General features: G+C 48.9%; 12 protein-coding genes and 1 tRNA gene. 3 read left to right on the forward strand and 10 right to left on the reverse strand.

Annotated features, from left to right (window positions below; genetic code table 11):
• Positions 1-4: 4 nt before the first annotated feature.
• From pheT to infC, 5 genes are all read right to left on the reverse strand, one after another.
• Positions 5-2,386 (reverse strand): phenylalanine--tRNA ligase subunit beta, encoded by a 2,382-nt coding sequence (gene pheT / locus QEZ41_RS07225; protein ID WP_289410727.1) that lies wholly within the window; start codon positions 2,384-2,386, stop codon positions 5-7.
• A 25-nt stretch (positions 2,387-2,411) separates the two neighbouring features.
• Positions 2,412-3,428, reverse strand: a complete 1,017-nt coding sequence (gene pheS / locus QEZ41_RS07230; protein WP_289410728.1) for a phenylalanine--tRNA ligase subunit alpha — start codon at positions 3,426-3,428, stop codon at positions 2,412-2,414.
• A gap of 145 nt (positions 3,429-3,573) precedes the next feature.
• The gene (gene rplT, locus QEZ41_RS07235; protein WP_289410729.1) at positions 3,574-3,930 is read right to left on the reverse strand and encodes a 50S ribosomal protein L20; all 357 of its coding nucleotides are present in this window, start codon (positions 3,928-3,930) and stop codon (positions 3,574-3,576) included.
• 20 nt (positions 3,931-3,950) lie between these two features.
• Complete coding sequence (rpmI, locus tag QEZ41_RS07240) at positions 3,951-4,145, reverse strand: 50S ribosomal protein L35 (RefSeq protein WP_289410730.1); 195 nt, start codon at positions 4,143-4,145, stop codon at positions 3,951-3,953.
• 91 nt (positions 4,146-4,236) lie between these two features.
• Positions 4,237-4,770: a translation initiation factor IF-3 gene (gene infC, locus QEZ41_RS07245; RefSeq protein WP_289410731.1), complete on the reverse strand. Its 534-nt coding sequence runs from the start codon at positions 4,768-4,770 to the stop codon at positions 4,237-4,239.
• A 392-nt stretch (positions 4,771-5,162) separates the two neighbouring features.
• On the opposite strand from infC, the gene QEZ41_RS07250 reads away from it, so the two are divergent.
• Positions 5,163-6,149 carry a CorA family divalent cation transporter gene (locus tag QEZ41_RS07250; RefSeq protein ID WP_289410732.1) on the forward strand — a complete coding sequence of 329 codons (987 nt, stop codon included), beginning with the start codon at positions 5,163-5,165 and terminating at the stop codon, positions 6,147-6,149.
• Between the two features lie 144 nt (positions 6,150-6,293).
• Here the strand turns inward: QEZ41_RS07250 and thrS are convergent, their stop codons facing one another.
• The 4 genes from thrS to QEZ41_RS07270 all read right to left on the reverse strand — a co-directional run bounded on the left by thrS (position 6,294) and on the right by QEZ41_RS07270 (position 10,257).
• Positions 6,294-8,210, reverse strand: coding sequence for a threonine--tRNA ligase (gene thrS / locus QEZ41_RS07255; RefSeq protein ID WP_289410733.1), 1,917 nt, complete (start codon positions 8,208-8,210; stop codon positions 6,294-6,296).
• Positions 8,211-8,398: 188 nt separating this feature from the next.
• Positions 8,399-8,475, reverse strand: a tRNA-Val gene (locus QEZ41_RS07260).
• Positions 8,476-8,554: 79 nt separating this feature from the next.
• The gene (locus QEZ41_RS07265) at positions 8,555-9,430 is read right to left on the reverse strand and encodes a L,D-transpeptidase family protein (protein WP_289410808.1); all 876 of its coding nucleotides are present in this window, start codon (positions 9,428-9,430) and stop codon (positions 8,555-8,557) included.
• Positions 9,431-9,636: 206 nt separating this feature from the next.
• The gene (locus QEZ41_RS07270) at positions 9,637-10,257 is read right to left on the reverse strand and encodes an arylesterase (protein ID WP_289410734.1); all 621 of its coding nucleotides are present in this window, start codon (positions 10,255-10,257) and stop codon (positions 9,637-9,639) included.
• A 10-nt stretch (positions 10,258-10,267) separates the two neighbouring features.
• On the opposite strand from QEZ41_RS07270, the gene QEZ41_RS07275 reads away from it, so the two are divergent.
• Both QEZ41_RS07275 and QEZ41_RS07280 read left to right on the forward strand, forming a co-directional pair.
• Positions 10,268-10,945: an ABC transporter ATP-binding protein gene (locus tag QEZ41_RS07275; RefSeq protein ID WP_289410735.1), complete on the forward strand. Its 678-nt coding sequence runs from the start codon at positions 10,268-10,270 to the stop codon at positions 10,943-10,945.
• Positions 10,942-13,446: an ABC transporter permease gene (locus QEZ41_RS07280; RefSeq protein WP_289410736.1), complete on the forward strand. Its 2,505-nt coding sequence runs from the start codon at positions 10,942-10,944 to the stop codon at positions 13,444-13,446. The genes QEZ41_RS07275 and QEZ41_RS07280 overlap by 4 nt, the downstream gene beginning before the upstream one ends.
• Here QEZ41_RS07280 and QEZ41_RS07285 read toward each other — a convergent pair.
• Positions 13,443-14,273 carry an HDOD domain-containing protein gene (locus QEZ41_RS07285; RefSeq protein ID WP_289410737.1) on the reverse strand — a complete coding sequence of 277 codons (831 nt, stop codon included), beginning with the start codon at positions 14,271-14,273 and terminating at the stop codon, positions 13,443-13,445. The two genes, QEZ41_RS07280 and QEZ41_RS07285, sit on opposite strands and share 4 nt — an antisense overlap.
• Positions 14,274-14,496: the final 223 nt, after the last annotated feature.

A 14,496-nucleotide genomic window follows, 5' to 3' on the forward strand; every position in this document is an offset into this window, starting at 1 on the left:
TGGCTTACGCTCTCAAAGTTGCCGAAAACTGTTGTGCGAGTGCGGTTAGCACCTGCTGTGTTGCGTCGCTTACTTCTTCGTCAGTTAGAGTGCGTGAAGGATGCTGCCACGTCAAGCCCACGGCTAAGCTTTTACGACCTTGCTCTACTCCAGCGCCTTGATAAACATCAAAAATGTGAATCTTGGCCAGCCATTTGCCAGCTGCCGCGCGCATACAATCAAGCAATTGTGCCGCCGGTACGTCAGCATCAACTACCAGCGCCAAATCACGACGCACCTCAGGAAAGCGTGATAATTCTTTAAATGTGGGCAATTTACCAGCCTCAAGCAAAGCATGTTCAAGTTCAAACATAAACACTGGCTGATCAATATCAAACTCTGTGGCTATTTGCGGGTGTAAAGCCCCTAAATAACCAACCAACTGACCATCGCGCTCAATGCGAGCGCACTGACCCGGATGAAATCCAGTGTGCTGAGCAGGCACAAAGCTAAACTCTTCCCCCGCTCCAGCAGCAGCCAAAACAGCTTCTACGTCTGCTTTAATGTCATAAAAATCAACCTTTTCTTTTCCATGCGCCCAAGCCTCAGGCAAACGCAAACCTGTGATTACGCCAGCCAACATAGATTCTTGTTTCAGCGCATCGAGCTGCCCGACAAAACGCAGCCCTGCCTCAAACAAACGAACCCGGCTTTGCTGGCGATTTAGGTTATGCGCCAAAGCCTTTAATAAACCTGGTAATAAAGAAGCGCGCATGCAGGACAGTTCTGCTGAAATCGGATTATCTAATACCAGCGCTGGCTGCTCAGGGTGAAATAAAGCATAGCTATCAGGATCAATAAAACTGTAAGTGATGGCTTCTTGATAGCCGCGACTCGCCAATAAACGACTCAGCACAGGCACACTGGCTTGCGCCTCTGGCTGTGGTTGCGGCGCTAAACGCGCTGCAGGATAACGCACAGGCAAGCGCTCGTAACCATATAAGCGCCCCACTTCTTCAATCAAATCCACTTCAATGCTGATATCAAAGCGGTGACTGGGCACAGCGACTTGCCATTGCCCTGCTGCTTGCTTATCTAACTGCAAGCCAAGCGGAGCCAGTAACTGCTCGATTTCGTTATCGGATAACTGCAAACCAAACATGCTGTTAACACGCTCTGCACGCAAGGAAACTACGGCAGGCTGCGGCAAGTGCTCAGCACTCTGCGCGATAATAACAGGCCCTGCCTCACCACCCACCATTTGCAACAACAGCTCTGTAGCACGCTGTATGGCACGCTCTGCCAACTGCCAATCCACACCACGCTCAAAACGATGTGAGGCATCTGTATGCAAGCCATAAGAACGCGCTATGCCTGCAACCGCCAAGGGTGCAAAAAATGCGCTCTCTAAAAACAAGTCTTTGGTTTTCTCTGCATTAACACCGCTATTCTCACCGCCCATCACCCCAGCAATAGCCAAGGCTTGTTGATGATCGGCGATCACGAGCGTATCTGTATTCAGTTTGATTTCTTGTCCGTCAAGCAAAGTGATTTTTTCTGCTTGCTCGGCCATACGCACGCGAATACCGCCATTAATCTGCGCCAAATCAAAAGCATGCATGGGCTGCCCCAGCTCTAACATGACATAGTTGGTCACATCCACAGCTGGATCAATGCTGCGCACGCCGCTACGCTCTAAACGCGTTTTCATCCATGCTGGAGTAGGCTGCGTTAAATCGACCCCGCGAATCACTCGACCCACATACCGTGGGCAGGCGTGCGGCGCTAACAACTCAATACTGATTTGCTTATCATGGCTGGCAGGTACTGCATTAATTTCAGGAAACTGCACAGGCTGGTTATAGAGCGCACCAACTTCACGCGCTAAACCCGTTAATGACAAGCAATCACCACGGTTCGGGGTCAGATCCACTTCGATGCACTGATCGTTGAGGTTCAAGTACTCACGAATACACTGCCCAACCGGCGCATCAGCTGCCAATTCCAACAATCCTTCGCTATCATCACTGATTTTAAGCTCATCAGCTGAACACAGCATGCCCAGCGACTCAACCCCGCGCAGTTTGGCTTTTTTAATTTTAAAATCACCCGGCAGTACGGCACCCACTTGGGCAAAAGGTACTTTTAATCCTGCACGCACATTAGGTGCACCACAGACCACCTGCACGGTATCTTTACCATCACTGACTTGGCACACACTGAGTTTATCCGCGTCTGGATGCTGACTGACTTCAAGCACCTCGCCAACCACCACGCCAGTAAATTCGCCTGCGACTGGCTCAACAGCGTCAACTTCTAAGCCAGCCATAGAAAGGCGGGCGACTAATTCATCACGCTCGACTTTGGGCTCAACCAAACTGCGTAACCACTGCTCACTAAATTTCATACTGTTCTCCTTAAACGATGCTCAATTAACGAAACTGCGCTAAAAACCGCAGATCATTGTCGAAGAACAGGCGCAAATCATTAACGCCATAACGCAACATGGCCAAACGCTCGACACCCATACCAAAAGCAAATCCGCTAAACTCTTCTGGCTCAATACCTGACATGCGCAACACGTTCGGATGCACCATGCCGCAACCCATCACTTCCAGCCAGCCGGTGTGCTTACACACGCGACAGCCTTCGCCATCACACATTACGCACTGCATATCCACTTCAGCTGAAGGCTCAGTAAAGGGGAAGAATGAAGGACGGAAACGCACGCCTAGATCTTTTTCAAAGAACACGCGCAAGAACTCTTCAATAGTGCCTTTAAGGTCGGCAAAACTGATGTCTTTATCAATCACCAAACCTTCGACCTGATGGAACATCGGCGAATGGGTGATATCTGAGTCGCAACGATAGACACGCCCCGGACAAATAATACGAATGGGCGGCGATTGGTTTTCCATGGTGCGCACCTGTACCGGAGAGGTATGCGTGCGTAAAACCATGCTGCCATTAAAGTAAAAGGTATCGTGCATAGCACGAGCTGGATGATGCTCAGGAATATTCAGTGCTTCAAAGTTGTGATAGTCATCCTCAACCTCAGGTCCAACTTCAACACCATAGCCAATGTGACTGAAAAAATGCTCAATGCGCTCCAACGTACGTGTCACGGGATGCAAGCCACCGGATTGCTGACCACGACCGGGCAGTGTCACATCAATGGTTTCAGCTGCTAATTTTTGGGCCAAAGCTGCACTTTCAAGGCCTGCTTTGCGCTGGGCAATAGCATCCTGCACTTGTTCTTTTGCTTGGTTAATCAAAGCCCCTGCTTTCGGACGCTCTTCGGCCGATAAGCCGCCCAGCTGTTTCATTAGCTGAGTTAACTCACCTTTTTTACCCAAATACTGCACCCGCAACTGTTCTAAAGCGGGAATATCATTGCTTGCATTAATAGCGGCCAGCGCTTGACTGACCAACTGCTGAATATTTTCCATCGATAAACTCCAGAGAATCTTGCAAAACGCTCTGTATCTTTGCAGGATGCTCTAAAAACATTAAATAGACTGTTTTAACGAAATAAGGGAAGAGCCGAGGCCCTTCCCTTATCAAAAGCAATAACGCTGTATTACTAAAAAAGCATCAAGCTAGGCTAGCTTTGGCTTTCTCAACAATAACTGCAAATGCTGCTTTTTCGTTTACCGCTAAGTCGGCCAATACCTTACGATCAATTTCAATGGAAGCTTTTTTCAAGCCAGCAATGAAACGGCTGTAAGACAAACCGTTGATACGTGCACCAGCATTAATACGAGCAATCCACAGAGCGCGGAATTGACGCTTACGCTGACGACGGTCACGGTATGCATACTGACCAGCTTTGATAACCGCTTGCTTGGCAATACGGAACGTACGTGAACGCGCGCCGTAGTAACCTTTAGCAAGTTTTAAAATTTTCTTGTGACGGCGACGAGCCTGAACACCACTTTTTACACGAGCCATAACTTACTCTCTCCTACCAATTAACGAACACGTAACATACGTTCAACGCTTGCAACATCTGATGGGTGTACCTGATTGGTACCTCTCAGCTGGCGCTTACGCTTGGTAGTCATCTTGGTTAAGATATGGCTTTTGAAAGCATGTTTGTGCTTAAAACCGTTTGCTGTCGCTTTGAAGCGCTTTTTAGCGCCGCTTTTTGTCTTCATCTTTGGCATGTTTGAACTCCGCATTCAAAATTAATAATACAGTAACCTTGGGGCCTGCCTATGCCCAAGCATAGCTGCTAAGCAGCTAAACCATTTGGGGTTACTTCTTCTTTTTGGGAGCGATGACCATTGTTAGTTGGCGTCCTTCCATCTTAGGATGCTGTTCTACGGTGCCGTACTCAATCAGGTCATTTTCAACCTGTTTTAACAGATCCATACCCAGCTCCTGGTGAGCCATCTCACGACCGCGGAAACGCAAAGTGACCTTGGTCTTGTCCCCTTCTTCTAGGAAACGTATCAGGTTGCGTAGTTTTACCTGATAATCCCCTACGTCCGTCCCAGGACGAAACTTCACTTCTTTTACTTGAATTTGCTTTTGGTTCTTACGCGCTTGCGCTTGTTGTTTTTTCTTTTCAAACAAATGCTTGCCGTAATCCATGATGCGGCACACAGGTGGTGCTGCATCAGGAGAAATTTCCACTAAGTCTAAGCGCGCCTCTTCAGCGGCTGCTAGTGCTTCAGCAATCGAGACGACCCCGATCTGCTCGCCCTCTGCTCCAATCAATCGGACTTCACGAGCAGTAATATTTTCATTAATCGGTGCCTTATTGGCAGAACGTCTGTCTTGTCTCATATCTCGCTTGATAATTCTCACTCCAAATTTTGGCGATTTCGCCGAAAAACATAGCAGACCTTGCTTACATTTGACTTGTTTGCAAGCCAACAGCCACTGCCATATTACTTGTGTTGCTATCCCTTGCGCACATCAATCTGCACGAGGAACCTAATCTAAATAGAGCGCGGATTTTATATCCTATCGACTCTTTTCGCAAGTCGCTCTTTAAAAACAATCACTCACTGGCGATTCTATAGCATTAACTGGACTGATCCTACACGCATGAATCTTAGCACGCCCTACCATACTGAGGCTGCAGGATGCTATTGATATCAGCAAACAACCGTGCTCGAATTACGAAAAACACATAAAGTAGTCTTACTACAGGTAGTTCACTATGAGGCCCTGCTATGCAACAACAGGAATCCGGTCTAGTATTTGGCTTTTTACTGGACGGCAACGGCGGTGCACGACCGTTACAACGCAGCGAGTTAGCAGGCTTACAGCTCCAAGCGCAACAAAAATTGTGGCTACACTGGGATAAGGACAATCTGGATACCCAAGACTGGCTGCAGCACACTAGTCAGGTGAGCGAGCTTGAGCGACAACTGTTACTGGCTAAAGGCACCCGCCCACGCCTGCTTGAGCATCATGACCAAACGCTGCTACTGTTTTCACGGGTGCTAGCCCGTAATTACTCGCTAGAGAACAGCGCGCTCTTATCGCTGCGTGTTTTGGTCAAAGATCAATTACTGCTTAGTTTTGCGCACGCCGATGCCTACCCTGATGCTGAACTGGAGCAAAGTTTCAAGCAAAATACAGGCCCCAGAACCACGACCGAATTGCTCACAGCAATCCTTAAAACCAGCGCTCAAGACATTGATGTTCTGGTTGAGCAGTTAGCCGATTTCATTGATACCCAGGAAGAGTCCATGGTGCAGGACATTCGCTTTCGCACCAATCAAAAGCAGATGCTACAGCTACGGCGCGATAGTGCTAACTTGCGCCGCTACCTAATTCCGATGCGAGACTTATTTAGCGTGTTACAGCGCGTACAAACAGAGGGATTTAACCACAACGTCAAGGCACAACTGGGCGAAATCCACAACAGCACTATCCGCAGTCTTGAAGAGCTGGATTTAAGTAGAGAACGTGTTGGGTTTATTTTAGAGGCCGAAAAGCGTCAGCGTGAAGAACGTAGCGGACGTACTATTTATTTACTCACCCTGATCACCGCTTTTTTCTTACCATTAAGTTTTATCACAGGCTTGCTGGGGGTTAATTTAGGCGGCATTCCGGGCGGCGAGTCTGAACTAGGCTTTATTGTGGCCTGTATTGGGCTGGGTATTTTGGCAATAGTGCAACTAGCACTCTTGCGTCTACTGCACTGGCTTTAACCCAACCTGGCAGGCTTCTATAGGAATGCAATGACCGGTAGATACTCTTGCGCGATTGGTATTTTCCCGGTGTTAACGGCCATGTAAAAACGCCCCACTACTGTATAGCAGTGGGGCGTTTTATTAACTACGAGTTAAAACAACTTACTCCACACGACCACGCAGTGCAATGCTGGCTTCGAGTGTGGCAATGAATTCATCTAGGCTCAATGAGTCTAGGTTCTTGCCACAACGGGTACGCACAGCCACCTGTCGACTCTCAACTTCTTTATCACCTACCACCAACAAGAAAGGTACTTTTTGTAAAGTGTGCTCACGAATTTTAAAGCCGATTTTCTCGTTACGCAGGTCAGTTTTTACGCGGAAGCCTTTCTCGCGCAATGTTTTTTCAACTTCAAGCGCAAACTCACTCTGCCTCTCACTGATATTCATAATCACCGCCTGAGTTGGCGCTAGCCACGCAGGGAACGCACCTTCGTAATGCTCGATTAAAATACCAATAAAGCGTTCAAACGAACCCAGAATAGCGCGATGCAACATCACTGGATGCTCACGACTGTTTTCCTCATTAACAAACTCGGCGCCTAGGCGCACAGGCAAGTTAAAATCCAGCTGTAGTGTTCCGCACTGCCATACCCGACCTAAACAGTCGCGCAGAGAGAACTCAATTTTCGGTCCGTAGAACGCACCTTCGCCCAGCTGTAGTTCATACTCTAAGCCAGCGCTCTCTAGAGCCGCCTTTAATGCTGCTTCGGCTTTATCCCATTGCTCTTCCGAGCCGATACGCTGCTCTGGACGTGTCGACAACTTAAGCTCGATATCGGTAAAGCCAAAATCGGCATATACCTGCTGCGTTAAACGAATAAAGTCAGCGGACTCTTTCTGCATCTGATCTTCGGTACAGAAAATGTGTGCATCATCCTGTGTAAAGCCGCGTACCCGCATAATGCCATGCAGTGCACCTGAAGGCTCGTTACGATGGCAGGCACCAAACTCGGCTAGCCGTAGTGGCAATTCACGGTAACTTTTCAGCCCTTGGTTATACACCTGCACGTGACAGGGACAGTTCATCGGCTTAATAGCGTAGTCGCGCGCTTCTGACTCAGTAATAAACATATTGTCAGCATAGTTAGCCCAGTGGCCGGATTTTTCCCACAGGATGCGGTCCACAATTTGCGGGGTGCGAATTTCTTGATAACCATTATCGTTCTGCACTTTACGCATGTATTGCTCAAGCACCTGATATAGCGTCCAGCCTTTGGGGTGCCAAAACACCATGCCTGCGGCTTCTTCTTGCATATGGAACAGATCAAGACGCTTACCGAGTTTGCGGTGATCGCGTTTTTCTGCCTCTTCAATACGCTTGAGGTACTCTGCTAACTGCTTTTTATCTGCCCAAGCTGTGCCATAAATACGTTGCAACTGCTCGTTTTGCGAGTCACCACGCCAGTAGGCACCAGAAAAACGGGTTAATTTAAAGTGCTTTAAAAAACGCGTATTGGGCACGTGCGGACCACGGCACATATCCACATATTCTTGGTGATGATATAGCCCCATCTCGGTCTCTTCGGGCATATCTTCGATTAGACGTAGCTTATAATCCTCGCCACGCTGCTCGAACACCTGGATAACTTCTGCGCGCGGAGTTAATTTTTTGATGACGTCATAATCTTGCGCGATCAGCTCGCGCATGCGCTTGTCAATGGCTTCCAAATCTTCAGGGTTAAAAGGACGCTCGATAGCAATATCGTAATAAAAGCCATCTTCAATGACCGGTCCGATCACCATTTTTGCTTCTGGAAAGAGCTGTTTAACCGCATGCCCGATTAAATGCGCGCAAGAGTGGCGAATAATCTCGAGACCTTCTTGATCCTTGGGCGTGATTATCTGCAACGTTGAGTCTTCGCTGATAATGTCACAGGCATCCAGCAAGCGACCATTCACACGACCTGCTACAGTCGCTTTGGCCAAACCTGCGCCAATGGACTGCGCTACGTCTAAAATGGATACGGGATGTTCGTACGAACGCTGACTTCCGTCAGGAAGGGTAATAACGGGCATGGCGCCTCCTCTCCTAGTGGTGACCGCTACCAAAGGTCACTTGGGTTGGGATGAGCCAGTAAGAGCGATCTGTCAGCACAGCTGCCATACAGTGAAAGCTGGGATATATCCAAGCCAACAAACCGGAGTCACTGGAAATCTAGCTTAATAAGAAAAAAGGCCGCATGCGCGGCCTTTCTCCATCAATTTGGTAGGCACAATTGGATTCGAACCAACGACCCCCACCATGTCAAGGTGGTGCTCTAACCAGCTGAGCTATGTGCCTATATGGGGCGCACATTATAGATGCCGCTTTATTTATGTCAACATAATTATCGCTGACAGCCTAGCAAAACAAGCATTTATCAAATAAGTTCACCTATGACTTCAGGAATCCCCGTTTCCTCGGCAACCACTTCACGCAACCTGTCCCAATCAATATTAGCTCTATCCTGCAGCCCTTCATTGGCGAGCAATAACTGCATTACCATGGCGTGCTTATCTACCACCGAAGGCTGGCCATGATCATCCAGCGGCGTGTGCGCTTCCAAATAAAGCTGCTTGCCCTTAAAGCCCAACTTGTAAGGTTCATTAATAATGCGTACCGATTCCCCTACTTGCACCAAGCCCGCCAACTCTAACACGTTGTGATTTAACATGCGGAAACAGCCATGACTGACGCGCATACCGATACCGAATTTTTTGTTAGAGCCATGAATCAAGTAACCCGGCAAAGCCAAAGTCATTTTGTACGGCCCTAGCGGGTTATCTGGCCCAGGCGGCACATAGGCTGGTAGAGGGTCACCGGCTTCTTCGTGTTCGCGCAAAATGGATTTAGGCGGTGTCCAGCCTGGGTTTGGGGTTTTCATCACAATGCGCGTTTCGCTGATGGGCGAACTCCAGCCTTCGCGACCAATACCCAAGGGGAAGGTATATACAACAGGCTTGTCTTTCGGGTAGTAATACAATCGATACTCGGCCAAATTCATTACGATGCCACTGCGCGCACCTGCGGGCAAAATATATTTTGACGGCAAGGTAATTTCGACTCCTTCACCCGGCAACCAAGCGTCTACGTATGGATTGGCGGCAACCATCTCTAAATAGCCAAAATCCAGCGCTTTGCCAATATCAGCGAAGGTATCTTCGTGCAGCGCAATACGTGTTTGCACCTCGCCAATAATGTCACCATCTGTCGGCAGTGGAAACTGCGCTGCGGAAACACTTTGCAGCATGCACATACCAAGCGTTACTTGAGTTACTACTTGTAAAATTCTCACCACAGACTAGCCCTTAAAAATAAAAAACAACTGTTCTCAAACAATAATTTTAGCTGCGCTACATTACCTTAAAGTTAAACAACAAAACAGCCGCCAAAGTACAACTTGTATTGCAAGCTAAACACCCTCTACTCACCCTAGTTAGCGCCTCTAAACGAAAATAGCCTCTAGCGCACCAAATCGATCGCCTTCTCTAGGATTGGCCAAGCATTGTCCAGCAAAATAGCTTGCGCTTGTTCAGTCGGGTGAATGCCATCGGCTTGAACCATGCCCGGCACGCCCCCCACACCCTCGAGGAAAAAATCCACCACAAGTACCGACTCTAGCTCAGCAACATGCTGGAAGACCTGATAAAACTCCTCGGTGTAACGGGTTCCGTAGTTAGGCGGGATGCGCATACCTAACAGCATAACCTGTGCCTCCTGTTGTTTAGCAAGCTGCACCATGGCACGAAGATTATCCTGCAGATTAGACAGCGGCAAACCGCGCAATCCATCATTACCACCCAGCTCAATCAGCACTAGGCTAGGCTGGTGCTGCTCCAGCAACGCTGGTAACCGATTACGTCCACCTGCGCTGGTATCACCACTTATAGAAGCGTTAACAACCTGATAAGATAACCCACGCTCTGTTAAGCGCTGCTGTAATAACGCTACCCAGCCTCGCTCTATTTCAAGCCCGTAGGCTGCACTAATACTGTCGCCAACCACTAAAATCGTTTGTCCATAAACACTCGGCACAACCCAAAAAAGTAACCAAGTAAAAATCAGTAAGTGTAACTTACGCATCAGGAACCTCATGTCAGAATCTATTTTGCACGCCGAAAACCTTAGTAAAACCGTAACAGTCAGTGGACAACCTCTAACTATCTTGCAAGAGATGTCACTGACCCTTCAGCAAGGCGATAGTTTAGCCATTGTTGGCCGCTCTGGCTCAGGAAAATCTACTTTACTGGGTTTATTAGCGGGACTGGATCTGCCTAGCAGTGGAAAAATCAACCTCGCAGGAAAATCACTTACCGAGCTCGATGAAGATCAACGCGCACTGGTGCGAGCCGAGCACGTGGGCTTTGTTTTTCAATCCTTTCAGCTTTTGGACAGCCTTAATGCGCTAGAAAACGTGATGTTGCCGCTAGAGCTTAAAAGCCACAAGCACGCACGACAACAAGCAACGCTTCTATTGCAGCAGGTCGGTTTAGAGGCGCGACTGGACCATTATCCTCGTCAACTCTCAGGCGGTGAACAACAGCGCGTTGCCATTGCCCGCGCCTTTGCTGCTGAGCCTAAAATTTTGTTTGCTGATGAGCCAACTGGCAATTTAGACAGCCAAACAGGCGAAGTGATTACTGAGTTGTTGTTTGAGCTCAACCAAGCTCAGGGCACCACACTGGTACTGGTTACCCACGATGAGCGCTTGGCGCAGCGTTGTGCACGGCAAATTCAGCTTGAAGGCGGTCGTTTGGTAGACAACGCATGAAAATACGCTTTCTGACTATCTTCAGTCTCGCCATCAAACAAAGTTTGCGCGAACTGCGCTCCCCCGAGTTGTACACCTTATTTTTTGCCTTAATTGTCGCAGTTGCCAGCAGCAGCACCATCGCCCATTTTGCTGATCGCCTACATCAAGCCATGCAGCTCAGAGCCAGTGAGTTTTTAGCCGCGGACTTGGTGGTCAGTGGCAGTATCGCCGCGAATGAGCGTCTTATCGAACAGGGTTTAGCGCTTGGCTTGGAACCCGCGCGCACAGTGAGCTTTGCTACCATGCTCAGCAGTGAGCAAGGGATGCATCTGGCCAGCATCAAAGCGGTAGACGACCACTACCCACTGCGCGGCGCGTTAAAATCCAGCCTGCAATTAGGCGATACAGAACAAATCGGCGGACGCCCTGCCCCAGGCGAGGCATGGCTGGACACCCAACTGTTTAACGTGCTCGACATTCAACCCGGTGACAGCATAGAAATCGGCGCAACCGAGTTGATTGCGCGCCGGATTTTAACTTTTGAGCCTGATAGTGCCGGCGGCTTTTCTGCATTTACGCCCAGAGTCATCATGCATCAAGCTGATTTAGCTGCCACTCAGGCGATTCAACCCGGCAGCCGTATTCATTACCGCTTGCTGTGGCGTGGAGACAGCCAAGCATTAGCGCGCTATAGCGAAACAATCGAACCCCTGTTAGCTCCCCAGCAAAAAATAGAACAGCTTAGCGATGGTAATCCACAGCTTAACAACGCCCTAGAGCGAGCTCAGCAATATCTAAACCTTGCGAGTCTTGCCGCTATTTTATTGGCCTGCGTCAGTATCGCCTTATCAGCCAGTAATTTTGCCAACAAGCGTTATGACCATGCCGCCTTACTGCGTTGCTTTGGCTTATCACGCTGCCAAACCCTATTGCTATTTAGCCTGCAACTTTTACTGCTTGGCGTGCTCGCCAGCCTCATTGCTATTGTTTTAGGTTGGTTTGGTCAGCAGGTTTTATTTGCGTTACTGGCCGACTTGCTGCCTGAAGACATTCCCCCAGCTGGGCTAGGCGCTAGCTTAACCGCTCTTTTTACCGGTTTAATCAGCCTACTGGGTTTTGGTTTGCCACCGCTGATAGCGCTAGGACAGGTATCGCCTTTACGGGTATTACGTCGTGATTTGCAGCCCATGCCCACTGCTGGCTGGCTGGTTTACTCACTAGCCATCACTGCTCTAGCATTGATTATGTGGCGCTTAAGTTTAGACCTGGGCCTAACGCTGGTTCTTTTATTTGGCGGCTTAGCCTTTTCCTTAGTTTTGGGGGCAGGTATTTTATTATTGCTTAAGCGTCTCACCGCCCTGTTAGCTCGTCGCAACCTCGCTTGGCGTTTAGGCTTAGGCCACCTGTTACGCAACCCGTTCTTGGCCGTAGGGCAAATCCTAGCTTTTGCTTTGATTATTTTCGCCATGGCTCTGGTGGTGCTGCTGCGTTCCGAGCTGCTAGAGAACTGGCAACAGCAACTTCCTGAGCAAGCCGCCAATCACTTTGCCTTCAATATCATGCCCCATGAGCAGGCTGACTTTGCCCAGCAACTGCACAGCATCAGCCCACAGATTGCTGAATTTTATCCCATGACCCCGGGCCGACTGACGCATATTAATGATCAGCCTGTGTTAGATCGCCTTGACCCAGACTCACGCGCGCTAAGTACCGTACAGCGGGATCTGAACCTAACCTGGAGCACCCAGGTGCCCAAAGACAACCAGATTACCGCCGGACAGTGGTGGTCAAATTCTGGCAATCCTCCAAGCGAGATTATCGAAATATCCGTGGAACAAGAGCTCGCCGAACGTCTTGACTTGCAGCTTGGCGATAGGGTCACTTTTAATTTAGGCGGGCAAATCATTGAAAGTCAGGTGAGCAATTTTCGCTCCGTGGACTGGGGCAGTCTGCAGCCGAATTTCTTTGTGATTTTTGCACCTGAACAGCTTGGTAATGTGCCCTACACATGGATTACCAGCTTTTATTTAGCACCCGAACAAGACACACAGCTGCGCCAATTAAACCAGAACTTCCCAGCGGTAAGTTTATTGCGGATTGAAGCGTTGCTTAGCCAACTACGAGCTATTTTGGCTCAGGTCACTTTGGCAGTAGAGTTTATATTGCTCTTTGTACTGGCTGCCGGCATCACTGTATTGCTTGCCGGCGTGCAGAGCACACTCGCCAGCCGCATTCATCAAGGTGCATTATTGCGCGCACTGGGAACACCCAAAAAGCTACTACTGAAAGTGAATATGTACGAATTTTCCACTTTGGGATTGGTCAGCGGCGTGCTGGCATGGTTGGGTTGCGAGCTAACCAGCTGGCTGCTGTATCAGTTCGTTTTCAAGCTCAGCTGGCAACCCCACCCTTGGTTAATACTGCTGCCACTACTTGGCGCACTGCTGATTAATATGGCGGGTTTTTTGGGGACACGTAAAGCTCTGAACAGCAGTCCTTTACGCATACTCAAAGACTAAGCACTGGCCAATGCTTGACTGAGCTGCATTCGCTGCTCAGCTTGGCTGACATTTAACGCATCCGTGCTCTTGCTTGTGCATTTGATTATTGCCGGAATGCTCATTTCAGCGTACTTGGCATAACGCCCTTTTTGCGTCCCGTAGTGCAAGATATTGGCGGCAATAACTACGTCTACATAATCAGGCTCTGCCTTGCCTGTTTCACGCAACACCGCCTCATGCCAGCGCGCCATCTGCACGAGCTCACCCGTCATGCCCCAATGTTTTAACAACATTGCACCCACATAAGGATGCAAAACCAACTCAAACTGCAAACGTTCTAGCTTCGAAAGTTCCACTCGCTGCAACAAGAAATCACGCAAAGGCAGCTTGCCAATATCGTGTAACAATCCACCCAAAGAAGCCAACTCTGCATCAAGACCTACATGCTGTGCTGCCAAGTTGTGGCACAGCGCACTGATATGTAAGCCGCTGGCAACGAACCCCTGCAAACGTGCAGTATCTTTACTGCCACGCATGGTTTGTAAAATAGCCAGCTGGGTCACCAGCGAGCGTACCTGATTGAACCCCAGACTCATTATTGCTTGTTTTAGCGCCGTGACAGGGATGCCGCGCCGCAAAGCAGAGCTATTAGCCACCTTGATGAGACGCGCTGCTATCGCTGCATCCTTAGCTACCTCACGCTCCAATACAGAGACTGAGCAGTCTGAATCGGCGGCCAACTCTCGCACCCGTATCGCCACTTCTGGCAAAGAGGGTAAAATCAAACGGTTGCTTAAAATATCTGTCTGAATCGTTTTTAACAGGTTTTGTGCACGCTCTTTCACCAGCCACCTTCCTTAACCGCTTATTCCTTAACCGCTTAGCTAATCGTATTGCACTGTTTAAAAACTCGACACATATGTTTTCAAGCCCCATACTTAATTCCATATTTTAAGTGCGCGCCAATGATATACTTTTATTGATTTTATAGCCATGAATCGACTATTGACAAACAACAGCTGTTTGCCGAAAGTCATTAGTGCAGACCTAGCAGCCATCAGCAATATC

The organism is Thiopseudomonas acetoxidans (genome assembly GCF_030362935.1).
GTDB classification, from domain to species: Bacteria; Pseudomonadota; Gammaproteobacteria; order Pseudomonadales; family Pseudomonadaceae; genus Thiopseudomonas; species Thiopseudomonas acetoxidans.

Coding starts and splice junctions, on each gene's coding strand:
- pheT (WP_289410727.1), bottom strand. CDS start 2,386: ATGAAATTTAGTGAGCAGTGGTTACGCAGTTTGGTTGAGCCCAAAGTC.
- pheS (WP_289410728.1), bottom strand. CDS start 3,428: ATGGAAAATATTCAGCAGTTGGTCAGTCAAGCGCTGGCCGCTATTAAT.
- rplT (WP_289410729.1), bottom strand. CDS start 3,930: ATGGCTCGTGTAAAAAGTGGTGTTCAGGCTCGTCGCCGTCACAAGAAA.
- rpmI (WP_289410730.1), bottom strand. CDS start 4,145: ATGCCAAAGATGAAGACAAAAAGCGGCGCTAAAAAGCGCTTCAAAGCG.
- infC (WP_289410731.1), bottom strand. CDS start 4,770: ATGAGACAAGACAGACGTTCTGCCAATAAGGCACCGATTAATGAAAAT.
- QEZ41_RS07250 (WP_289410732.1), top strand. CDS start 5,163: ATGCAACAACAGGAATCCGGTCTAGTATTTGGCTTTTTACTGGACGGC.
- thrS (WP_289410733.1), bottom strand. CDS start 8,210: ATGCCCGTTATTACCCTTCCTGACGGAAGTCAGCGTTCGTACGAACAT.
- QEZ41_RS07265 (WP_289410808.1), bottom strand. CDS start 9,430: ATGTGCATGCTGCAAAGTGTTTCCGCAGCGCAGTTTCCACTGCCGACA.
- QEZ41_RS07270 (WP_289410734.1), bottom strand. CDS start 10,257: ATGCGTAAGTTACACTTACTGATTTTTACTTGGTTACTTTTTTGGGTT.
- QEZ41_RS07275 (WP_289410735.1), top strand. CDS start 10,268: ATGTCAGAATCTATTTTGCACGCCGAAAACCTTAGTAAAACCGTAACA.
- QEZ41_RS07280 (WP_289410736.1), top strand. CDS start 10,942: ATGAAAATACGCTTTCTGACTATCTTCAGTCTCGCCATCAAACAAAGT.